Here is a 21,356-nt window from a genome sequence, read left to right as displayed (position 1 = left end):
TCGTGACACCTCGCGGAGTCACCAGAGAACAGCGATACCGGCGTTGACGAGCGTCAGGACGCCGACGAGCCAGAACAGGGCCGGTGCGACACTCTGGTTCTTGCGCTGCTTGCCGAGGCCGATGCCGAGGAGTGCACCGATGATGAGCAGGATCACAAGCTTGGTGCCGATCTTGGCGTAGTTCATCTCGAAGCCCTCGGGCAGACCCCACGGGGCTGCGAGGATCAAACCGGCGACAGCGGCGATCGCCATGCCCGTGTTCATCAGGCTCGTGAACTGGCGCTTGCCACCGAACGCCTGCACGGCCCACGATCCGAAGAGCGTGGCGAAGCCGATGAGGTGGATGAAAAGAACGATGTGGCGCAGGGTCTCCATGCCCACAGGCTAGCCCTCCGCGCATCCTCCCGCCACACAGGCGACCCTCAGCCGCGCAGCGCCTTGACGACAAGCGCTGTGCGCAGCGCGGCATCCGCGGCCTCAGCACCCTTGTCTTCCTTCGACCCTTCCAGGCCTGCCCGGTCTAGACCCTGCCGTTCATCGTCGAGAGTGAGTACGCCGAATCCGACCGGCTTTCCGGCATCCAGGGCGACGCGCGTGAGTCCGTCGGTGGTCGCCGCCGACACGTACTCGAAGTGAGGAGTGCCGCCTCGGATGATGACGCCCAGTGTGACCACAGCATCCGCCCCACCGGCGAACGCCGCCTGCGCGGCGATGGCGAGTTCGAAGGACCCGGGCACGCGCACGGTGTCGAAAGACGCTCCGGATGCTGTGAGCACGCGCTCTGCGCCGGCGATCAGCCCGTTCGTGATGACATCATGCCAGGTGCCGGCGATGACGACGACGCGCAGACCTGTGCCGTCGATCTTCTCAGTAGGGGAGGGGGCTCCGACGCCGCTCATGCGTTGTCCTTTCCTTCGGCGAGGGCCGCGGCGAGTTCGTCCTCGCCGATGATGTGGCCCATGCGATCGCGCTTGGTCTCGAGGTACTGGTGGTTGTTCGGTCCGACGCCGACGATCAGAGGCACCTGCTCGATGACATCGAGGCCGAGCTCGCGAAGCTTGCTGACCTTGTCGGTGTTGTTGGTCATCAGGCGCACCTTCGACACCCCCAGGTCGCTCAGGATGCCGGCGGCTGCCGCGTATTCGCGCGCGTCGGCGGGGAGGCCGAGGGCGAGGTTCGCGTCGACGGTGTCGAGCCCGTCCTCCTGCAGGCTGTAGGCGCGCAGCTTGTTGATCAGGCCGATGCCGCGTCCTTCGTGGCCGCGCATGTAGATGACGACGCCGCCGTCCTGCTCGATCGCGTCGAGTGCGGCATCCAGTTGCGGCCCGCACTCGCACTTCAGGGAACCGAAGGCTTCTCCGGTCAGGCACTCCGAGTGCACACGCACGAGCGCGGTCTCGCCGAGCTCCCCCGAGACGACCGCGATGTGGTCGGTTCCGGTGACGCGATCCTTGTACGCCAGGAAGCGGAACGTGCCGTGGTCGGTCGGCACCGTGGCATCCGCTCGTAGGCTCACGCGGCGGCGACCACTGCGCGAGGGGGTGATCGGCTCGGAGAGCGGGTCGATCACGTTCAGGTGCGCGATGAGCTGCTCGATCGTGATGACGGGGATGCTGTTGCTCCTGCCGAGCTCCTGGAGCCCGGGCAGACGCATCATGCTGCCGTCCTCGGCGACGACCTCGGCGATCGCGCCGACGGGGTGCAGGCCCGCGAGCTTCATGAGGTCGACGGCTGCCTCGGTGTGGCCGCTGCGCTCGCGCACGCCACCATCGACAGCGCGCAGCGGCAGAACATGGCCGGGACGGATGACGCTCGTCGCCGTGGACTCCGGGTTCGCGAGAACATTCAGAGTGTGTGCGCGGTCGGAGGCACTGATGCCGGTCGTGACGCCCTCGGCCGCATCCACGCTCACGGTGTAGGCGGTGGAGCGGGCGTCCTCGTTGGCCTCGACCATCGGAGGGAGGTTTAGATGATCGGCGAGATCAGACGGCATCGGGGCGCAGATGAAGCCGGATGACCAGCGCACTGTCCACGCGACCCATTCGGGTGTGGCGAGCTCGGCCGACAGGATGATGTCGCCCTCGTTCTCGCGATCCTCATCGTCGGCGACGATGACAGGGCGACCTGCCTTCAGCGACTCGAGGGCTTCTTCGATGGTGGACAGGCTCATCGCGAGCCTCCTTCCGCAGCGGCCCGGAACGCCAGAAGGCGCTCGACATGACGGGCGAGGATATCTGTTTCGAGGTTGACGCGGTCGCCGATGACCAGGCGCCCGAGAGTGGTGGCGACAAGGGTCTCGGGAATGAGGGAGACTTCGAGCCAGTCGCGCCTGGCCGCCCCCTCGACAGGCTCAGGGATCGCCTCACTCACCGCGCTGACGGTGAGGGAGGTGCCATCGATCGAGATCGACCCCTTGTCGACGACGAGTGGTGCGAGCTCCGCGGGGAGGGAGACGCGCAGCACGCTCCACTGATCGCCGGGACGCACATCGATGACGACGCCGGTGCCGTCCACATGCCCCTGCACGATGTGTCCGCCGAGGCGGGCACCGACCGGCATCGCCTTCTCGATGTTGACTGCCGTTCCCACAGATGCCGTCGCCAATGCCGAGACGTCGAGCGTCTGCTTCATGACGTCGACGGTGAAGGTGTCGGGTGAAGAATCGACCACGGTCAGGCAGACACCCGAGACAGCGATCGACTCGCCGTGCACGGCATCGTGTGCGGCCTTCGCCGCGCGCACCGTCAGACGCCAGCCGTCGCCGGACGGCACGATAGCGGTGATCTCGCCGATCTCTTCAATGATTCCGGTGAACATCAGTGGGTTCCTCCCTGGGGGTCGTCGTCGATGACGTGGGCGATCACGAGCAGGTCCGCGCCGAGCGGCTTCCACTCGTCGACGGCAAGGCGCCGCGCAGCGGCGATGGTCGGGACGCCGATATCGGTGAGAGCCAGGCGATCGCCGCCGAGGAGCACGGGGGCGATATAGGCGAGGATGCGGTCGGCGAGACCCGCGGCGATGAACGAGCTGGCAAGAGTCGGACCGCCCTCGATGAAGACGCTCTGGATGCCGCGGGCATGAAGATCGGCGACGACGGCGTGCAGATCGCGCGTGTCGTAGAACAGCGGTTCGTGCGGATGACGGCGCAGCGCGGCATCCGCCGGTGTCTTGCGCGACCCGATCACGACGGGGATCGGCTGATCGTCGTACAGGGCATCTCCGTCGCGGGCAGTGAGCGCGGGGTCGTCTGCGAGCACGGTGCCCGTGCCGACGATGATCGCATCCGCAGCGGACCTGCGGCGGTGCACGTCGGCCCGCGCATCGGAGCCGGTGATCCACTGGCTGGTGCCGTCTGAGGCGGCGGCACGACCGTCCAGACTCTGCGCCCACTTCACCGTGATGTGCGGGCGGCCCAGTCGATGCGCGGTCAGCCAGTCGGAGATCAGGGTGTCGACGGCATCGGTCTGCTCTCCGGACTGCACTTCGACGCCGGCGGCACGCAGCCGCTCGGCGCCTCCGCTCGATGCGTCACCGGGGTCGCTCTCGGCGTAGATCACGCGGGCGATGCCGGCGTCGATCAGCGCGAGCGCGCAGGGCCCCGTGCGTCCGGTGTGGTTGCAGGGCTCGAGAGTGACGACCGCTGTCGCCCCGCGGGCGGCACCGTCTTCGAGCTTCGAGAGCGCGTCGACCTCAGCGTGCGGGGTGCCGGCGCCACGATGCCAGCCCTCGGCGATGACGTCGCCTGTGGGGGAGAGGATCACTGCGCCGACCTGCGGATTGACACCGCGAGGGCCGCGGGCGGCGAGTTCGATCGCGCGCGTCATCGCGTGGCGCTCTGCCCCGGTCACTGCCATCCGTCGTCCTTCGGTCTGGCTCCGGGGATGACAGAAGTCGCGCTTGCGCGCATCGTGCTGCCTCCCTTCCGGACTAGCGAGATCTCTCTCGCATCACCGTCGGTCCCGGAATTTCACCGGATCGGCACTTCGGAATCCGAAGCGCTCGCGGACTGTCACCGCCGGTTCGGATTCTCACCGACCCCGGAGCACGTTGATGCTCAGTGTAGTCAACGCGCAAGCCCGGGATTCATTCCGCGTTGCACGAGGTCATTTGAGCAGGCGGGACAGTCGCCGGTCGGCGAGGATCTTGCCGTCGGTCTGGCATGTCGGGCAGTACTCCAGTGAGCGGTCGGCGAAGAACACGCTGCGGACGGTGTCGCCGCAGACCGGACACGCTTCGCCTCGGCGTGCGTGCACACGGAACCCGGAACGCTTGGCGTCTTTGAGGTCGGCCGGCGGTTTACCGGATGCTGTCGACACGGCATCCTTCAGCGTGCTCTGCATCGCGTCGTAGAGTTGGTTGACCTCGGCGGGATCGAGCTTGCCGCTGATCGCATACGGCGACATCTTCGCGGCGTGCAGGATCTCATCGCTGTAGGCGTTTCCGATGCCGGCGATGACGCTCTGGTCGCGCAGCAGCCCCTTGATCTGCATCCGTTTGCCCTCGAGAAGAGCGGCGAACGCGTCGCGGGTGAAATCGGCGCCGAGCGGTTCCGGACCCAGTCGCGCGATCCCTGGGACGTCCTGAGGGTCGCGCACGACGTAGACGGCCAGCGACTTCTTCGTGCCCGCCTCGGTGAGATCGAAGCCGCTGTCGTCATCGAGTGCGACGCGCAGCGCGATCGGGGACTTGCCCGGCTTGATCAGCGTGGTCGGCAGCAGCTCGTACCAGCGCAGCCAGCCCGCCTTGGCGAGGTGGAAGACCAGATGCAGCTCATCTCCGCAGGAGAGGACGATGAATTTGCCCTGTCTGCTCGCCGCAGTGATCGTCGCGCCGTGCAGGGCGGTGTTCGGCGGATCGTAGGTCTTCAGGGCCGCGATCTCGCCGACGCTGGTGCGTGTGATCGCGTGCCCGACCACGCGCTCTCCGAGGAAGTCGACGAGTCCCTGCACCTCAGGCATCTCGGGCATGCGCCCATCCTGCCACCGGCGTCGGACGTTCGGGGGATCAGTTCGGTCCGGAACTCTCGCGCACGATCAGCTCGTACCCGATGTCGATGTTCGTCGGCTCCAGGTCGTTGTCATCGAGCAGCGCGAGCAGCGAATCGACGGCCTGATCAGCGATCGCCTGCTTGTCCGGTGCGATCGTCGTCAGCGAGGGAACGGAGAACTCCGCCTCCTGCACGTCATCGATCGAAGCGATCGCGACGTCGTCGGGTATGCGCACACCGAGGTTGGCGAAGGCTCGGATCGCACCGAAGGCGAGGAGGTCGGTGAAGCAGACGAGAGCGTCGAAGCGAGTGCCGTCCTGCCACGCCTGCATGATGCCTTCCAGCCCCGCCTGCCTTCCGAAACGGTCGGTGTACAGCACGAGGTCAGGGTCGAAGGGCACACCTGCATCGTCGAGTGCCTGGCGGTAGCCGCTGAGCCGGAGGCGCGAGCTGCGGTAGACGTCGGAGTGATATGCGCCGAGCGTGGCGATGCGCCGATGGCCGCGCTCGAGCAGGTGTCGGGTGATGTCCGCGGTCGCTGCGACGTTGTCGATGGCGATGTTCGTGTAGCGCGAGCTGGAGATCTGCTCGCCGATGAGCACGGTGGGCACATTCGGGGGAGTGCGGTAGAGCTCTTCCTTCTCCATCGACATCGGTGAGAAGACGAGCCCGTCTACGATGTGCGAACCGAGGTCGCGGAGGGCGCGCACCTCGTTCTCGCGGATGCCGCCGGTCTGCGTGGCGATGACGGTGTATCCGCGCTTCTGCGCAGCGATCTCGACCAGTTCGCTGAGCTCGGCGAAGTAGGGCTGCGAGAGCTCGGGAACTGCGAATCCGAGGATCCGCGTGCGTCCCTGACGCAGGCGGCGGGCCGAGATGTTCGGACGGTATCCCAGCTCTTCGATAGCGGCGAGCACGCGCTGGCGGGTGGTGTCGCGAACATGGACGAAGTCGTTCACGACATTGGAGACCGTGCGCGGAGAGACACCCGCGAGCTTCGCCACGTCAGTGATACTCGCGCTCATTCGTCCTCCTTGATCGATCACAATTCGATCCCATCCTCGCAGACGCATTTGACACCAGATATGCAACGTGGCAAAAATATATGCATTGCTGGTTTGCAACGTGGCAAAAGGGAGATATGGATGTCGAGTCAGTCGACCACCGGACGTAGTCGCATGCGCCGAGCCTCGCAGCGCAGCGGCAGCGGCCTGAAGTACGGCATCGCGTTCACAGCCCCGTTCCTGCTCCTGTACCTGATCTTCGTGATCTACCCGGTCGTGCAGGCCGTCTGGATGAGCTTCCACGACTGGGACCTGCTCGGCGCCACCCGCGACTTCATCGGCATCGACAACTTCGAGCGGATGCTGTGGGGCCACGACATCACGTGGTCGATGAGCCACCTCGCGCTGCCGCGCGTGATCCTGGTCGTCGCCGCGCTCGCTCTGCTCATCAAGCCGCTGCTGCGCCGCCGGCTCACTCTCGGCATCGGTCTCGGCGTCGCCGGCATCCTGGCTCTCGTCGTCGCACTCGGCTTCCACCCGGCCGAGGGCGGCTTCTGGTTCGATCCTGACTTCTGGACCGCGCTGCAGAACACGCTGCTGTTCACGGCGATCTCGACACCGCTGATCGCCGGTCTCGGCCTGGTGATGGCTCTCGCCCTGCAGGGGAACCGCCGGGGCACGCGCATCTACCAGATGGTCTTCTTCCTGCCGTATATCCTGCCCGTGTCGGTCGTGACGCTGGTGTGGACCTACTTCCTCTCGCCGAACCAGGGACTGCTCGCTGCCCTGCTCGAACCGCTCGGCATCGATCCGATTCCCTGGCTCGCCAACCCGAACGTCGCAATGCTCGCCGTGATCGCCACCACCATCTGGTGGACGGTCGGCTTCAACCTCGTGCTGTTCGCCGCAGGCCTCCAGGACGTCGACCCCGCGCTGTACGAGGCGGCATCGCTTGACGGCGCCGGCGCGTGGCGCAAGTTCACGAGCATCACTCTTCCCGGACTCAAGCACGTGCTGCTGCTGGTCATGGTCATGCAGGTGATCGCATCGTTCCAGGTCTTCGGCCAGGTCAACATCATGACCGGCGGTGGACCAGGCACCTCGACCCTCGTGCTGATCCAGCACATCTATGAGACCGGATTCCGCGACTTCGAGCTCGGCTACGGCTCGGCGATGTCACTGTTCCTCTTCGCAGTGATGCTCGTCGTCTCCCTCATCCAAATGCGCACCCTCGGCAAGGACGACAGCAAATGAGCACGCAGGCGATGACCACGACCGCCCGGAATGCTGCGCGTCGACCGGTTCGCATCAAACGCAGCGGTGTCGTCACCGCCTGGTACCACGTGGCCATGATCGTCGCAGCCCTCGTCTGGCTGATCCCGATGCTCTGGATGTTGTCGCTCTCGCTGAGCGACAACCAGGCACTGACCAAAGAGACCCAGACTCTCATCCCGCAGGGCTTCACACTGGAGAACCTGCTCGGCGTCTTCAGCGTCGGTCTCACCAGCCGCTGGTTCCTCAACAGCGCGATCGTGACGATCTTCACCACGCTGCTCACGGTTCTGCTGTGCGCGATGGCGGGCTACGCATTCGCGCGCTTCACGTTCCGCGGCAAGACGATCGTGTACGCCAGCGTTCTCGCAGGCCTCATGATCCCCAAAGAAGCGATGTTCATCCCCCTGTTCACGATGGTGGCCGACGTGGAGATGCACAACACCTACGCCGCGCTGATCCTGCCGCGTATCGCCGCCCCGCTCGGCGTCTTCCTGATGACACAGTTCTTCTCGCAGGTTCCGGCAGAAGTGGAAGAAGCAGCGCGCATCGACGGCGCGGGCCCCTGGCGGACCTTCTTCTCGGTCATGCTGCCGCTGGCTCGGCCTTCGATGATCGCGCTGTCGATCTTCACCTTCGTGCAGACCTGGAACGACTACCTCTGGCCACTGGTCTCTGCAACGAACCCGGAGATGTTCACCATCACCACGGGCCTTGCATCGCTGCAGGGAAACTTCGCCCAGGCGACTGAGCTCGGCAGCCTCATGGCTCGCGGGCTGATCGGTTCGCTGCCGCTGCTGCTCGTGTTCATCTTCTTCCAGAAGCACCTGATCCGAGGCATCTCGATGACCTCGGGCAGTAAGTGACCATCCAGACTCCGGCCATCGATGGCCGATCGGCTGCTGCCCGGCAGCCACGGACAACAACGTCCACCCCATGAGAGGAAAACCATGCAGAAGACCAAGATTGTCGCTGCAGCAGCGTCGCTGACGGCAGCGGCCCTGTTGCTCACGGCGTGCGGCGCTGGAGCCGATGGTGGCTCCGGATCCGCTGACAGCGGCGACCTGAACGAGCAGATCGCAGCAGTCACGGCAGAGCAGCTCGACGGCACCACGATCACCATGTCGCGCATGTTCGGTGACTGCGAGGAGACCACGCAGGGCGTCACCGACCCCGCGAAGGCGACCACCGAGTGCGAGGCCATTCAGATCCTCACCAACAAGTTCAACGCCGAGAACGAGTACGGCATCACCATCGAGCGCCTCGGCGGGACCGACTGGAACTCGTACTACGACGCGTTCAACGCATCCATTGCGGGTGGCGAGCCCGCCAACATCGCGAACCTGCACGACTATTCGATGTCCGACTACGCCACGCGCGACCAGCTGCTGGCGTTCGATCCCGAGTCGATCGGCATCGACATGACCGACGCGACCGAGCAGGCGCAGAAGTCCGTGATGTGGGACGGATCGACCTACGCGGTTCCGTTCGACGCACACGCACTCGTGATGCACGTGAACACCGACGTGCTCGCCGCCGCAGGCTACATCGGCGAGGACGGCCGTCCCGTGCTGCCGACCACCCCGGACGAGCTGCTGCAGATGGGCAAGGATGTCAAGGACAAGACCGGCCTGATGCTGTTCTCGTCTGGTTTCGCCAATGACGACATGGCATGGCGCTTCTTCTACTCGCTGGTTCGCCAGCAGGGCAGCGACGTCATCTCGGCTGACGGCAGCGCCGAGGTTGACACCGAGGCCGCAGCTAAGGCTCTCGAGCTCATCAACGAGCTGCTCGACGCCGGCTACATGCACACCGACGCCGACTACGCAGGATCCATCGACGAGTGGAAGAACGGCCAGTCCGCGATTCTGCTGAACGGCGTGTGGGCGATCAACGAGTACGCAGCGACCACCGACTTCGGTTACACGGTCACCGACCTGCCGACGCTCTACGACGCACCTGCCGCGTGGGCTTCGTCGCACATGTGGGTGCTGCCGCGTCAGAAGGGCGATGACCCTGTCGAGTACCGTGCCGGACTCGAGTTCGCCAAGTTCCTCTACGACAACAGCGGATCCTGGTCAATCGCAACCGGTCACATCGCGCCGCGGGTTTCGATCATCGACTCGGAGGAGTACCTCGCGGCTCCCGAGCGTGCGAACTACACCGAGACCGCTCTGACCGGCATCAGTTTCGTGCCGCAGGTCGAGAACTGGACGTCCGTGAAGTCGCTCATCCACGCACAGCTGGATGAGGTCTGGTTCAGCGACAAGGACATCGCCGAGGCTCTCAGCGAAGCGCAGGCTCGCGTCACGCAGGAAATCAAGTAACACAGCAGTTCCTGTGGGGTGGGGACGATCGCGTCCTCACCCCGCTCTCTTTCGGAAGAAGGCTTCATGCTCACCGCCCACCGCGCCGCTGTCAGTCTCGACGGCGCTTGGCTCCTGCACCTCCCCGGCGATGCCGAATCGCGGGAGGTCATGATTCCCGGAACATGGACCACCCAGGTTGCCGGCTACGGCGACTCGCACGAGACCGTGCGCTTCGAACGCGAGTTCGAGGTCACCAGTGCGCCTGCGGGACGCCTGGTGCTGTGCTTCGGGGCCGTGAACCACACCGCGTCGGTGCGAGTGAACGGGCGAGAGATCGGCACGCATTCCGGAGCATGGGAGCCCTTCGAGTTCGACATCACGGATGCCGTCTCTGCAGGCCCCAACACCATTGAGGTAACCGTCTCGTACCCGCCGCGCTTCGGCTCCTCCAGCGAACCGGGCTTCCTCGAGCATCCGTTGGGCAAGCAGTCCTGGTACGGCACCACGGCGGGCATCTGGCAATCCGTGGTTCTGGAGGACCGGCATCCGGTTCACGTCCGCGCGCTTTCGATCAGATCGGATGCCGCGACCGGCACGATCTCTCTCCGCGGCGCCGCCGCGGCGGAAGCAGAATCGGCCCAGGTCCGGGTGCTGCGTGATGACGCGGTTGTCACCACCGCAGCTCTCACTGTGCAGGGCACTGAAGTCTCCGGCGACATCGTCGTTGTCGACCCCGAGCTCTGGGACCTCGATGACCCGCGGCTGTACACCGTCGAGGTCTCGCTGCAGAGCGCAGGCGCGACGACCGATGTGCTCACGCGCGACACCGGCTTCCGCTCGTTCCGCTCGCAGGGCGGGCGATTCTTCCTGAACGACCGCGAGATCTACCTGCGCGCCGTTCTCGACCAGGATTATCACCCCGGTGCCACTCCCGCGGCGGACGACTTCGCCGCATGGGAGGACATGCTGCGCCAGACCAAGGCGCTCGGCTTCAACATGCTGCGCGTGCACATCAAGCGCCCCGACCCGCGCTACTACGAGATCGCTGACCGCATGGGCATGCTGGTGTGGACCGAGCTGCCCAGCTGGATGACGTGGACGCCGGAAACCGCGAAGGCCGGCCACGAGCTGCTGCGCTCGCTCATCGACCGTGACGGTCACCACCCGAGCATCGTGATCTGGACGATCATGAACGAGTCGTGGGGCATCGATCTGGCAAGTGCCACCCAACGCGCGTGGCTGCGTGACGTGTTCGACGACATCGAGCAGTACGCCGCAGGATCGCTCGTCGTCGACAACTCCGCGTGCGAGCCGAACTTCCATCTGCGCACGCACATCGACGACTTCCACGTCTACCGGGGCATCCCGGAGAGCCGCCAGGTATGGGACGCGAAGATCGCGGACTTCGCGACCCGCCCCGATTGGACCTTCTCGCCGCACGGCGATGCCGAACGCACCGGCGACGAGCCGCTCGTTCTCAGCGAATTCGGCAACTGGGGTCTGCCCCATGTGCTGGATCAGTACGATGACGACGGCGCTGAGCCCTGGTGGTTCGCGCTCGGTGCGGACTGGGCCTTCGGCGCTGCCGAGGGCACGGGTCTCATGGCTCGCTTCCGGGGCCTGGGCCTTGAGGACACGTTCGGATCATGGGAAGAGCTGGTCCGTCAGCTGCACCACGCGCAGCTCGTCGCCAACCGCTACCAGACCACGAGCATCCGACTGCATGACGACATCCGCGGTTACGTGCTCACCCAGTTGAGCGACGTGCAGTGGGAAGCCAACGGGCTCTTCGACATGAACCGCAGGCCCAAGGAGTACACCGCCGAGTTCGCGCTGGCTAACGGCGAGCACGCTGTGGCGCTGCGGCCTGAGGCATACAGCCTCTATGCGGGAGATGAGCTGGCGCTGACGGTGACGTCGCTGCCGGCGCCGGTCGGCCTGCCAGCGGATGTCACCATGCGGGTGGTCGTCAATGGTGAGCCTGTTGCGTCGCAGCCCGCGGGAGCAGACCGCGAAGAATGGACGCTGCGCATCCCGATGCCGGCCGAGAACGCGCAGCACCTGGTCGAAGCCGAACTGCACGTCGGGGGGGAGCTGCTCGCCCGCGACGCTGCAGACATCCTCGTCGTCGCACGCACCCCATGGGCGGGGGGCGCTGTGCGAGCGGGGGATGCCGAGATCGCGCAGTGGCTCGGCGAGCTCTCCGTTCCGACGTCCGTCGACAGCGATCTGCTCGTCGTGCGGTCGTTCACGGCTGAGGCACAGCAGCACGCCCGATCAGGTGGACGCGTTCTGCTGCTGGCCGAAGCGGACAACGCGCTCGGCGCGGCATTTGACTACCTGCCCTCCGCGCGATTGACCTCGCGTGCGGGAGACGGCGACTGGGTGCCGCGCACCGAGTGGCTGGACCGCCGCGGAGCCTTCGCTGAGGTCCCCGGTGACACGATCCTCGGCATCGCCTACGAGGATCTGCTCGGTGAGTTCGTGATCAGCGGGATTCCTGGACCCTTGCGTTCGGCGGTCGTGCACTCGGCGATCTTCTCCGGATGGCTGCGCGGGGCTGCGACCAGCACCGCGACCGTCCGCTGGAGTGAGGGCTCAGTGACGATCAGCACCCTGCGTGTGCGCGAGGCGTTGCAGACGTCGCCGATCGCCCACGCTGTGGGACGCGCGCTCCTGCGCGCGAGCGCAGGGGAGTAGCAGCTCAGCCGAGTGGCACGGGCCAGTCGGTCGGCGTGCGGTCATCGGATGCCAGCAGGCCTGCCATCCAGCCGTCGTCGCGCCCGCGTGTGCTCGTCAGTCCTTGGCGAACAGTGCCCTCGTAGTGGAATCCGAGTGCGCGGGCGGTGCGGGCTGAGGGGATGTTTCCCACCACCGCGCGCCAGGTGATGCGCGCGAGCCCGAGCTCGGCGAACCCCCACTCGATGACAGCGCGGGATGCCTCGACCATGAAGCCCTGGCCCCGTGCCGCAGCCGTCGCCCAGTAGCCGAGTTCGGTAGAGCCGCCTGTGTCGTGCGCCGCGATGTGATGGAGACCGACGACGCCTATGAGCGTGTCGTTGTGGAAGATGCCCCAGATCGTCTGGCTCTCGTCCGCCCACCACTGCGCGATCAACTCGACGAAACCTTCGGCGTCTTTTCGTGTGTAGGGGCTCGGAACCGTCGTCCAGCGGGGGATCTCCGGATCCTGGCAGGCCTCGAAGATAGCGTCCACGTCATCTGCGGTGGGAGCCTGCAGGACGAGTCGATCGGTGTGCAGGGTGACCGGTTCCATCGTGAAAGGCTACCGGTGTCCGAGGCGCCCATTAGACTCACCTGGTGACTGTTCCCGGGATTCTGCGCGCCTTGGAAGAGGCAACCCTGTACCACGACGCCCTCACCTGGGCGCAGACCGATGCCGACCTCGGGCTCGTCGACGGACTCGATGCTCCCACGATCGCGGGTCTTCTTGCCAAGCGCACGAGCGCGGGGCATCCGGCTTCTCTTCTCGTCGTCGCGCCGACCGGTCGCCGTGCCGAGTCGCTGGCCGCAGCGCTCGGGTCTTTCGTGCCGGATGCTGAGATCCTCAGCTTCCCCGCCTGGGAGACGCTGCCCCACGAACGACTCAGCCCGAGCGCCGACACGGTCGGCCGGCGACTGGACACCCTGCGCCGCATCACGACCTGGGCTGGCGAGCGTCCGCTCATCGTCGTGGCCTCCGTGCGTGCGGCCCTTCAGCCGATCGCCGGCAACCTCGGCGACACCGCTCCTCTCGCTCTCGCGCTGCGGGGGCGAGGTCTCGAGCTCGATGATGCGGTCGAGCAGCTCGTCGAGCGCGCGTATACGCGGGTGGACATGGTCTCTCGTCGCGGTGAATTCGCTTTGCGCGGCGGCATCCTCGATGTCTTCCCGCCGACGAGCGAGCATCCGTACCGCGTGGAGTTCTTCGGTGATGAGATCGACCAGATCCGGGTGTTCTCGGTCGCCGACCAGCGGTCGCTACCAGGCGATATCGAGCTCGTCGAGCTTCCGGCGACCCGAGAGCTGCTGCTGACCGCGGAGGTGCGTGACAAGGCGCGGTCGCTCATCGCCGGCTTTCCTGCGATCGCGGGAATGCTCGAGAAGATGTCCGAGGGCATTCCTGTTGAGGGCATGGAGTCGCTGCTGCCAGCTGTCGCCGGCCCGCTCAGGTCTCTCGCCGAGTACTTCGCACCTGGCACCGCTGTCGCCCTCGTCGACCCTGAGCGGGCCACCGCCCGCGCCCATAGCCTCGGTGAGACGAACCGCGAGTTCCTGGATGCCGCGTGGAGCGCGGCGACGTCTGGAGCATCCGCACCCATCGACCTCGGCGCCGGAGACTTTCTCAGCGTCGCGAGGCTGCGCGAGATCGTCCGCGAGCGCGATGGCGTCTGGTGGCGGTTCAGCCCATTCGCGAGCGATGACGCGGATGCCGCCAACATCGACGCGTCGATCATCCCGTCCTTCCATGGCAACGTCGACGGCGCGATCGACTTCGTCGCCGCCCGGCTCGCTGATGCGTGGTGCGTTGTGGTCGTGGCATCCGGAATCGGGCTCGTCGACCGCGCTCGCGACGTCCTCTCGGAGCGGGGGCTTGCCGCCCGTCCGGTCGAGACGCTGACGGATGCTCCGGACCCGGGTGTCGCAACTCTCGTGCTCGGATCTCTTGAGTCCGGATTCCAGGTGCCGGAGGCGAAGCTCGCCGTCCTCACCGACAACGAGTTCTACGGCCGAACGATCGGCGGCGACCAGCGCGTCGTGAAGAAGCTCGCCTCGCGGCGCCGCAACGTCGTTGACCCGCTGCAACTGAAGAACGGCGACTATGTCGTGCATTCCACGCACGGCATCGCGAAGTTCGTCGAGATGACCCAGCGCGAGGTCTCCACCGGCGGGCGCAACGCCACCAAGACCACGCGCGACTACCTCGTGCTCGAGTACGCGCCCGCAAAGCGCGGCTATCCCGGTGACAAGCTCTACGTGCCCACTGACCAGCTCGACCTGCTCTCGAAGTACGTCGGCGGTGAAGCACCGACTCTGTCGAAGATGGGCGGCAGCGACTGGTCGGCGGCCAAGAGCAAGGCACGCAAGGCGGTCCGCGATATCGCGGTCGAACTCGTGAAGCTGTACTCAGCCCGCATGGCGGCCAAGGGCTACGCGTTCTCGCCGGACACTCCCTGGCAGCGCGAGCTCGAAGAGGCGTTCCCGTTCGCCGAAACACTCGATCAGCTGCAGACGATCGACGAGATCAAGGCAGACATGGAGCGGCCGATCCCGATGGATCGTCTGCTCTCTGGCGACGTCGGATTCGGCAAGACCGAGGTCGCAGTGCGCACGGCGTTCAAGGCGATTCAGGACGGCAAGCAGGTCGCCATGCTCGTGCCGACCACGCTGCTGGTGAAGCAGCACCTCGAGACCTTCACCGAGCGCTTCGCCGGGTTCCCCGTGAAGGTCAAGGCGCTCTCGCGCTTCCAGACCGATAAGGACGCCAGGCTGACGCTCGAGGGGCTCCTGGACGGTTCGGTCGACATGGTCATCGGCACGCACCGCATCCTCACCGACCAGGTGATGTTCAAGGACCTGGGGCTGCTGATCATCGACGAGGAGCAACGCTTCGGCGTCGAGCACAAGGACAAGCTGAAGAAGCTGAAGACCAATGTCGACATCCTGGCGATGAGCGCGACGCCGATTCCGCGCACGCTCGAGATGGCGGTCACGGGGATTCGTGAGATGTCGACGCTTGCGACGCCGCCGGAGGACCGGCATCCGATTCTCACCTTCGTCGGTCCCCGGAGTGACAAGCAGATCGCCGCCGCGATCCGGCGCGAGATCCTCCGCGAAGGACAGGTCTTCTTCGTGCACAACCGGGTGCAGTCGATCCAGCGCGTGGCGAGCGAGCTGGCCGAGCTCGTGCCGGAGGCGCGCATCGCCGTCGCCCACGGACGAATGGGCGAGCACCAGCTCGAGCAGGTCGTCGATGACTTCTGGGAGCGCAAGTACGACGTGCTCGTGTCGACGACGATCGTCGAGACCGGACTCGACATCTCCAACGCCAACACGATCATCATCGACAAGGCCGACAAGTACGGGCTCTCGCAGCTGCACCAGCTGCGAGGCCGCGTGGGGCGTGCGCGCGAGCGCGCCTACGCATACTTCCTTTACGACGATGCCAAGCCGCTCTCCGAGACAGCCGCTGACCGGCTGCAGACCATCGCGATCAACAACGATCTCGGCTCGGGTATGCAGGTCGCGCTGAAGGACCTCGAACTGCGCGGGGCGGGCAACATGCTCGGCGGAGAGCAGGCCGGCCACATCGCCGGTGTCGGATTCGACCTCTACCTGCGCATGGTCGGCGAGGCCGTGGCGAACTTCCGCGGTGAAGACACCGGAGAGGACGTGGAGCTTCGGATGGAGCTTCCGGTGGATGCCCGTATTCCCGAGACCTACATCGACAGCGAGCGGCTGCGCCTGGAGGCCTATCAGAAGCTGTCAGCCGCAGCGGCTCTCAGTGCGAAGGACGACGCGATCGACCTCGTCATCGAAGAGCTCACGGACCGCTACGGCGCGCTGCCTGAAGAAGTCGAGGGCCTCATTGCGATTGCGCGTCTGCGCCGTCGTGCGGCCGCAGCAGGGCTGACTGATCTCGTCGTCATGGGATCGAACCTGCGCGTGGCCCCGGCGCGTCTCGAGGACTCGATGAAGGTGCGCCTGCAGCGCCTGTACCCGAAGGCGAAGCTCGTCGCCGGGGGAGAGGCGCTCGTCGTGCCGCTCGCGCCGGATGCCGAGATCCTCCCGTGGGTGTCGCAGTTGCTCACCGCGCTTTTCCCGCAGCCGGCCCCGGCCGCGTCCTGAACTCGTGCACGCCGGCACCGCGCAGCGCTAGTCTGGCGGCATGTTGTACGAGCACCTCGGGGCTCGGCCCCGCATCGATGACACTGCCGTCATCGCGCCGACCGCTGTCATCTCGGGCGATGTCCAGATCGGACCTGGCTGCCAGGTGCTGCATGGCGCCGTGATCACCGCCGAGGGTGGTCCGATCACCCTCGGCGAGTACGTGATCGTGATGGAGAACGCCCTCATCCGCGCCACGGCCGCCAACGCGGTGCGCATCGGGGATCACACGCTCGTCGGCACTCTTGCGAGCATCGCCGGTGCGACCGTCGGCGAGGAGGTGTTCTTCGCTTCGGGCGCCCGTGTGTTCAACGGTTCAATCGTCGGAGGGCGCTGCGAGATCCGAGTGAACGCGATCGTGACGCGCCGTGCGGTGCTTCCAGAGGGCACGGTGGTGCCGATCGGGTGGGTCGCCGTCGGAGACCCCGTACAGCTGTTCTCACCTGATCAGGCGGATGCCATCGCCGCGGCGCAGCCGGATCTGGACTTCCCAGGGCACGTGTTCGGCGTCGACCGGGACACACCGGATCTGATGGTGCAGCTCACCGAGCGGTACGCGACGTCGCTCGCGCGGCACGCCGACGATCGCATGCTCTGACCGGCGAGGTTCGCACGGATGTCAGTACAAAACACGGATGTCGGTCGAAACCGGGTGGTTTCGACCGACATCCGTGAAATCGACTGACAAGTGTCAGCCAGCAGAGATACCGGGGATCAGATGACGCCCTGGGCGAGCATCGCTGCGGCAACCCGCTGGAAGCCCGCGATGTTCGCGCCGGCGACGTAGTCTCCTGCGACGCCGTACTTCTCGGCCGCATCGAACGATGCCCGGTGGATGTCGCGCATGATCTCGCGCAGCTTGTTCTCGCTGTCGCCGAAGGTCCAGCGCTGACGCGATGCGTTCTGGCTCATCTCGAGCGCAGAGGTGGCCACACCACCGGCGTTGGCCGCCTTGCCCGGTGCGAACAGGACGCCGGCACGCTGGAATGCGGCGACGGCATCGGGAACACACGGCATGTTCGCGCCCTCGGAGACCGCGCGGACGCCGTTCGCGATCAGCGACTCTGCGTCGGCGAGGGTGACCTCGTTCTGCGTTGCAGACGGCACGGCGATGTCGACGGGAACATCCCAGACGCTGCCGCCTTCGATGAAGCGTGCGCTTGCGCGACGGTTCGCGTACTCGACGATGCGGCCGCGCTCGACTTCCTTGATCTGGCGCAGGAGGTCGAGATCGATTCCGGCATCGTCGACGATGTAACCCGAAGAGTCGGATGCCGTGACGGCAGTCGCACCGAGCTGTGACGCCTTCTGGATGGCGTAGATCGCGACATTGCCCGAGCCCGAGACGCCGACGCGCTTGCCCTGGAGAGAGTCCCCATGCACGCCGAGCATCTCCTCAGCGAAGAACACCGCTCCGTAGCCGGTGGCCTCGGTGCGCACTTCAGCGCCGCCCCAGCCGGTGCCCTTGCCGGTGAACATGCCCGACTCATGACGGTTCGTGATCTTGCGGTACGCACCGAACAGGTAGCCGATCTCGCGCCCGCCGACGCCGATGTCACCCGCAGGAACATCGGTGTGTTCGCCGAGGTGGCGGTACAGCTCGCCCATGAACGACTGGCAGAAGCGCATGATCTCGGCGTCGCTCCTGCGGTGCGGATCGAAGTCCGAGCCGCCCTTGGCGCCGCCGATGCCCTGACCGGTCAGAGCGTTCTTGAAGATCTGCTCGAAGCCCAGGAACTTGATGATCGAAAGGTTCACCGAGGGGTGGAAGCGCAGTCCGCCCTTGTACGGGCCGAGCACCGAGGAGAACTGGATGCGGTAGCCGCGATTCACCTGCAGCTTTCCTGCGTCATCGATCCACGGCACGCGGAACATGATCTGACGCTCGGGCTCGACGAGCCGCTCGAGGATGCCTGCTTCGACGTATTCCGGGTGCTGCTCGAGCGCCGGGGAGATCGTTCCGAGCACTTCGTGCACTGCCTGCTGGAACTCGGGTTCGTGCGGGCTGCGGGCCAGAACCGTGTCGAACACGGGCTGGACAGACTCGGTGAGCGGGTGAAATTCAGTGAGGGTTGCGGTCACGCGGGACAGCTTTCTGGTTCTGTGGCTGAGGGCGCGATCGTGTCGCGTGAAGTCGTGCGCCGGATCGGGCGCGAGGTTTCACTTTACCCCGGGTGTTCGATGGTGTAGTAACAGGGGGTCTCACCCGGTGTTCTGCAGGCCAGCGGCAACGCCGCTGACCGAGAGCAGCAGGAGCCGGCGCTGCTCGTCAGCCACGCCCGACACTTCGACAGGCTCAGTGACCGATTCCGATTCGGATGCCGCCGAGCGCAGCTCGCGCAGCGCACGCAGCTGCAGCAGCGACAGCGCATCCACGTAGGGGCTGCGCAGTGTCACGGCCCGCTGGAGGATCGGCTTGTTCTCGAGCAGACCCGTGCCACCGGTGAGGCGGATGACCCACGCTTTGGTGAGCGCGAGCTCGTCGAGGACGAGGGCGGCGAGGTCGTCACGGTCGCCGAGCGCCAGGTATTGACGCGCGATGCGCTCGTCGGTCTTCGCCAGGCTCATCGCCACGTTGTCGATCATCGCGTGCAGCAGCGGCCACTCGCGGTAGGCCTCGACGAGGAGCGCTTCATCCCCCACAGCCTCGAGCGCGCTGCCCAGACCGAACCAACCCGCCAGGTTGATGCGGGCCTGGGTCCACGCGAACACCCACGGAATCGCGCGCAGGTCTTCGAGGGACTCGACAGAGAGCCCGCGGCGGGCGGGCCGCGAGCCGAGAGCGAGCAGGCCGATCTCCTCCATCGGGGTGACGGTGGCGAACCAGGGGGCGAAGCCCTCGGCCTTCACGAGCGAGAAGAAGCGCTCGCGGGACGCGGCATCCATCGTCTGTGCGATCTTCGCGTAGCGCGCAGCAGCGCCGCTGGTGCGCTCCTCGACGCTCGGCGAAGATGCCAGCAGAGTCGCCGCGGCGACCTGGTCGATGTGGCGCATGGCGATCGCGGGTTCGCCGTAGCGGGCGAAGATGGTCTCGCCCTGCTCGGTGAGCTTGAAGCGTCCGTCGACGGAGTGCGGCGGCTGGGCGAGGATCGCCGAGTTCGCAGGCCCCCCGCCGCGGCCGAGAGCGCCGCCGCGACCGTGGAACAGGGTCAGGGCGATGCCGGACTCCTTGGCCCACAGCGCGATCTTCTCCTGCGCTTCGTAGAGGGCGAGATTCGCGGCGACCGGGCCGACGTCCTTCGACGAGTCGGAGTACCCGAGCATGACCTCGAGGCGGTTGCCGGTCGCAGCCATCCGCGCCTGGAATTCAGGGAACTCGACGACCTCGGTGAGGATCGCCGGGGCTGCCTGCAGGTCGGCGAACGTCTCGAACAGCGGCACGACGTCGAGCACAGGGGCGTCATCGCCCAGCGCGTACTTCGCGAGGCGGTGCACGTTCGCGAGGTCCTGTGCCGACTGCGTGAACGAGACGACGTAGCGACCGGCTGCACGCAGACCATAGGCGCGCTGAATGTCAGCGACCGCGCGGAAGACATCGAGCACCTCGAGCGTCCGCTCGCTGAGCTCCCCGCCCGCTTCGAGTTCTGCAAGAGCCTCACGGTGCACCTGCGAGTGCTGGCGCACTTCGAGCTCAGTGAGGTGGAAACCGTACGTCTCGACCTGCCAGATCAGGTGCTGGATGCCACCGAAGGCGTGCCTGTTCGCGCCAGAGGCCACGAGCGATTCCTGAACAGCACGGAGACAGGCCAGCAGCTCTTCCGGAGCGCCGTACGCGCCCGCGGCTTCTGTGCGCGTCGCGGAGACCCGGTGCGCGAAAGCGAGCAGCACGCGGCGGTGCGGCTCATCGGGGGCGCGCGTGGCGATCGCGTTCGCCAGGTCGGGCGCGGACTGCGCGAACGCATCCCACAGCGCAGTGACCTCGGCGCTGGGCGGGGTGCCCTCGGCATCGAGCGTGAGACTGCGGCCGATGCGGTCGATGGCGCGCTCGAGACCGCGCAGAACGTGGTCAGAGGCGATCCTCGACGCCTCGCGGGTCACTGCGGCAGTGACGAACGGGTTGCCGTCACGGTCACCGCCGACCCACGATCCGATGCGCACGAATGCGGGAACGATCGGTGCGCTCGCGCCGGACTCCTCGCCGCGCAGAGCGTCGTCGATACGGCGATATACGTGCGGCACCGTGGTGAAGAGGGTCTCATCGAACACCGACATGACGGTGCGGACCTCGTCGGTCGGAGAAGGCTTCTGCGCGCGCAGGGGGGCGGTGCGCCAGAGAGTGTCGACCTCTTCCAGCATCCGACGATTCGCGCGGCGCTCTTCAGCGCCGCCGACGCTCGCCGCATCGCGCTCGCTCAGGAGCTCAGAAAGGCGACGGATGCTGCCCGACACCGCCCTGCGGCGCGCCTCGGTGGGGTGCGCGGTGAAGACCGGGTGGAAGCGGAGCTCTCCGAGGCGACGCTGGGCCTCGTCATCGCCGACCTCGCGGCGCAGCTGCGCGTAGGCAGCGGCGACCGTGTCGGACTCCCGAGCTCCAGTCGCTGAGCCAGAGGACGTGGCCGGGCGACCTGCGCGCTCGCGGAGGACGCGCACCCGCTGGTGCTCCTCGGCGAGATTCACCAGGTGGAAATAGCAGGTGAAAGCGCGGGCGACCTCGTCAGCCCGCTCGGTCGTGAACGACTCGGCGATCTCGGCAGCGCGATCGAAGGCTCCGCTCTCTGCGGGGGTGCTGTGCTCTTCGTAGGCCTGGATGCTGGCCAGACGCAGTCGCTCGACGTCTTCGAAAAGTCCGGGGCTGCCGCACTCGCGCAACACCTGGCCGAGCAGAGCGCCGAGCATCCGCACGTCCGCACGCATCGCGTCGGGAATGCCGCGTCCGGCTTCGAAACGGCCGATGACGCG

16 protein-coding genes and 1 riboswitch are annotated in these 21,356 nt (G+C 66.4%); of the genes, 6 read left to right on the top strand and 10 right to left on the bottom strand.

Features of this window, described 5'->3' with window-relative positions; genetic code table 11:
• Positions 1–18: 18 nt before the first annotated feature.
• From ACTU6U_RS00870 to ACTU6U_RS00840, 7 genes are all read right to left on the bottom strand, one after another.
• Positions 19–375 (bottom strand): Fe-S protein, encoded by a 357-nt coding sequence (locus ACTU6U_RS00870; RefSeq protein WP_443467271.1) that lies wholly within the window; start codon positions 373–375, stop codon positions 19–21.
• Positions 376–422: 47 nt separating this feature from the next.
• Positions 423–899 carry a 6,7-dimethyl-8-ribityllumazine synthase gene (gene ribH, locus ACTU6U_RS00865; protein ID WP_443467270.1) on the bottom strand — a complete coding sequence of 159 codons (477 nt, stop codon included), beginning with the start codon at positions 897–899 and terminating at the stop codon, positions 423–425.
• Positions 896–2,170 carry a GTP cyclohydrolase II gene (gene ribA, locus ACTU6U_RS00860; RefSeq protein ID WP_443467269.1) on the bottom strand — a complete coding sequence of 425 codons (1,275 nt, stop codon included), beginning with the start codon at positions 2,168–2,170 and terminating at the stop codon, positions 896–898. The genes ribH and ribA overlap by 4 nt, the downstream gene beginning before the upstream one ends.
• Positions 2,167–2,817 carry a riboflavin synthase gene (locus ACTU6U_RS00855; RefSeq protein WP_443467268.1) on the bottom strand — a complete coding sequence of 217 codons (651 nt, stop codon included), beginning with the start codon at positions 2,815–2,817 and terminating at the stop codon, positions 2,167–2,169. The genes ribA and ACTU6U_RS00855 overlap by 4 nt, the downstream gene beginning before the upstream one ends.
• Positions 2,817–3,854 (bottom strand): bifunctional diaminohydroxyphosphoribosylaminopyrimidine deaminase/5-amino-6-(5-phosphoribosylamino)uracil reductase RibD, encoded by a 1,038-nt coding sequence (gene ribD, locus ACTU6U_RS00850; protein WP_443467267.1) that lies wholly within the window; start codon positions 3,852–3,854, stop codon positions 2,817–2,819. The genes ACTU6U_RS00855 and ribD overlap by 1 nt, the downstream gene beginning before the upstream one ends.
• Positions 3,855–3,905: 51 nt before the next feature.
• Positions 3,906–4,049, bottom strand: a riboswitch (FMN riboswitch).
• A gap of 54 nt (positions 4,050–4,103) precedes the next feature.
• Positions 4,104–4,967, bottom strand: a complete 864-nt coding sequence (locus ACTU6U_RS00845) for an Fpg/Nei family DNA glycosylase (protein ID WP_443467266.1) — start codon at positions 4,965–4,967, stop codon at positions 4,104–4,106.
• Between the two features lie 37 nt (positions 4,968–5,004).
• A complete protein-coding gene (locus ACTU6U_RS00840; RefSeq protein WP_443467265.1) occupies positions 5,005–6,012 on the bottom strand; it encodes a LacI family DNA-binding transcriptional regulator in 1,008 nt (335 codons plus the stop codon).
• Positions 6,013–6,132: 120 nt separating this feature from the next.
• On the opposite strand from ACTU6U_RS00840, the gene ACTU6U_RS00835 reads away from it, so the two are divergent.
• The 4 genes from ACTU6U_RS00835 to ACTU6U_RS00820 all read left to right on the top strand — a co-directional run bounded on the left by ACTU6U_RS00835 (position 6,133) and on the right by ACTU6U_RS00820 (position 12,272).
• Positions 6,133–7,245, top strand: coding sequence for a carbohydrate ABC transporter permease (locus ACTU6U_RS00835; protein WP_443467264.1), 1,113 nt, complete (start codon positions 6,133–6,135; stop codon positions 7,243–7,245).
• A complete protein-coding gene (locus ACTU6U_RS00830; RefSeq protein WP_443467263.1) occupies positions 7,242–8,129 on the top strand; it encodes a carbohydrate ABC transporter permease in 888 nt (295 codons plus the stop codon). Before ACTU6U_RS00835 ends, ACTU6U_RS00830 begins: the two co-directional genes overlap by 4 nt.
• Before the next feature lie 84 nt (positions 8,130–8,213).
• A complete protein-coding gene (locus tag ACTU6U_RS00825; protein WP_443467262.1) occupies positions 8,214–9,590 on the top strand; it encodes an extracellular solute-binding protein in 1,377 nt (458 codons plus the stop codon).
• Positions 9,591–9,656: 66 nt separating this feature from the next.
• The gene (locus tag ACTU6U_RS00820) at positions 9,657–12,272 is read left to right on the top strand and encodes a glycoside hydrolase family 2 protein (protein ID WP_443467261.1); all 2,616 of its coding nucleotides are present in this window, start codon (positions 9,657–9,659) and stop codon (positions 12,270–12,272) included.
• A gap of 4 nt (positions 12,273–12,276) precedes the next feature.
• Here ACTU6U_RS00820 and ACTU6U_RS00815 read toward each other — a convergent pair whose 3' ends face one another.
• Positions 12,277–12,846 carry a GNAT family N-acetyltransferase gene (locus ACTU6U_RS00815; protein ID WP_443467260.1) on the bottom strand — a complete coding sequence of 190 codons (570 nt, stop codon included), beginning with the start codon at positions 12,844–12,846 and terminating at the stop codon, positions 12,277–12,279.
• A 44-nt stretch (positions 12,847–12,890) separates the two neighbouring features.
• Between ACTU6U_RS00815 and mfd the strand changes: the two genes are divergently transcribed.
• Together mfd and ACTU6U_RS00805 are read left to right on the top strand one after the other, a co-directional pair.
• Complete coding sequence (mfd, locus tag ACTU6U_RS00810; RefSeq protein ID WP_443467259.1) at positions 12,891–16,418, top strand: transcription-repair coupling factor; 3,528 nt, start codon at positions 12,891–12,893, stop codon at positions 16,416–16,418.
• Positions 16,419–16,458: 40 nt separating this feature from the next.
• Positions 16,459–17,055, top strand: coding sequence for a gamma carbonic anhydrase family protein (locus ACTU6U_RS00805; RefSeq protein WP_443467258.1), 597 nt, complete (start codon positions 16,459–16,461; stop codon positions 17,053–17,055).
• 116 nt (positions 17,056–17,171) lie between these two features.
• Here ACTU6U_RS00805 and gdhA read toward each other — a convergent pair whose 3' ends face one another.
• Both gdhA and ACTU6U_RS00795 read right to left on the bottom strand, forming a co-directional pair.
• On the bottom strand, positions 17,172–18,539 hold the full coding sequence (gene gdhA, locus ACTU6U_RS00800; RefSeq protein WP_443467257.1) for an NADP-specific glutamate dehydrogenase: 1,368 nt from the start codon (positions 18,537–18,539) through the stop codon (positions 17,172–17,174).
• Positions 18,540–18,659: 120 nt separating this feature from the next.
• On the bottom strand, positions 18,660–21,311 hold the full coding sequence (locus ACTU6U_RS00795) for a phosphoenolpyruvate carboxylase (protein ID WP_443467893.1): 2,652 nt from the start codon (positions 21,309–21,311) through the stop codon (positions 18,660–18,662).
• Positions 21,312–21,356: the final 45 nt, after the last annotated feature.

The sequence above is a fragment of the Microbacterium zouquanmingi genome (genome assembly GCF_052266695.1).
Lineage (GTDB): Bacteria > Actinomycetota > Actinomycetes > Actinomycetales > Microbacteriaceae > Microbacterium.
This window is presented reverse-complemented; position numbering and strand designations above follow the sequence as displayed.

What these genes read in the sequence shown, in the direction of transcription:
- ACTU6U_RS00870 (WP_443467271.1), bottom strand. Translation starts at nt 375, where the DNA reads ATGGAGACCCTGCGCCACATCGTTCTTTTCATCCACCTCATCGGCTTC.
- ribH (WP_443467270.1), bottom strand. Translation starts at nt 899, where the DNA reads ATGAGCGGCGTCGGAGCCCCCTCCCCTACTGAGAAGATCGACGGCACA.
- ribA (WP_443467269.1), bottom strand. Translation starts at nt 2,170, where the DNA reads ATGAGCCTGTCCACCATCGAAGAAGCCCTCGAGTCGCTGAAGGCAGGT.
- ACTU6U_RS00855 (WP_443467268.1), bottom strand. Translation starts at nt 2,817, where the DNA reads ATGTTCACCGGAATCATTGAAGAGATCGGCGAGATCACCGCTATCGTG.
- ribD (WP_443467267.1), bottom strand. Translation starts at nt 3,854, where the DNA reads ATGGCAGTGACCGGGGCAGAGCGCCACGCGATGACGCGCGCGATCGAA.
- ACTU6U_RS00845 (WP_443467266.1), bottom strand. Translation starts at nt 4,967, where the DNA reads ATGCCCGAGATGCCTGAGGTGCAGGGACTCGTCGACTTCCTCGGAGAG.
- ACTU6U_RS00840 (WP_443467265.1), bottom strand. Translation starts at nt 6,012, where the DNA reads ATGAGCGCGAGTATCACTGACGTGGCGAAGCTCGCGGGTGTCTCTCCG.
- ACTU6U_RS00835 (WP_443467264.1), top strand. Translation starts at nt 6,133, where the DNA reads ATGTCGAGTCAGTCGACCACCGGACGTAGTCGCATGCGCCGAGCCTCG.
- ACTU6U_RS00830 (WP_443467263.1), top strand. Translation starts at nt 7,242, where the DNA reads ATGAGCACGCAGGCGATGACCACGACCGCCCGGAATGCTGCGCGTCGA.
- ACTU6U_RS00825 (WP_443467262.1), top strand. Translation starts at nt 8,214, where the DNA reads ATGCAGAAGACCAAGATTGTCGCTGCAGCAGCGTCGCTGACGGCAGCG.
- ACTU6U_RS00820 (WP_443467261.1), top strand. Translation starts at nt 9,657, where the DNA reads ATGCTCACCGCCCACCGCGCCGCTGTCAGTCTCGACGGCGCTTGGCTC.
- ACTU6U_RS00815 (WP_443467260.1), bottom strand. Translation starts at nt 12,846, where the DNA reads ATGGAACCGGTCACCCTGCACACCGATCGACTCGTCCTGCAGGCTCCC.
- ACTU6U_RS00805 (WP_443467258.1), top strand. Translation starts at nt 16,459, where the DNA reads ATGTTGTACGAGCACCTCGGGGCTCGGCCCCGCATCGATGACACTGCC.
- ACTU6U_RS00795 (WP_443467893.1), bottom strand. Translation starts at nt 21,311, where the DNA reads ATGCGTGCGGACGTGCGGATGCTCGGCGCTCTGCTCGGCCAGGTGTTG.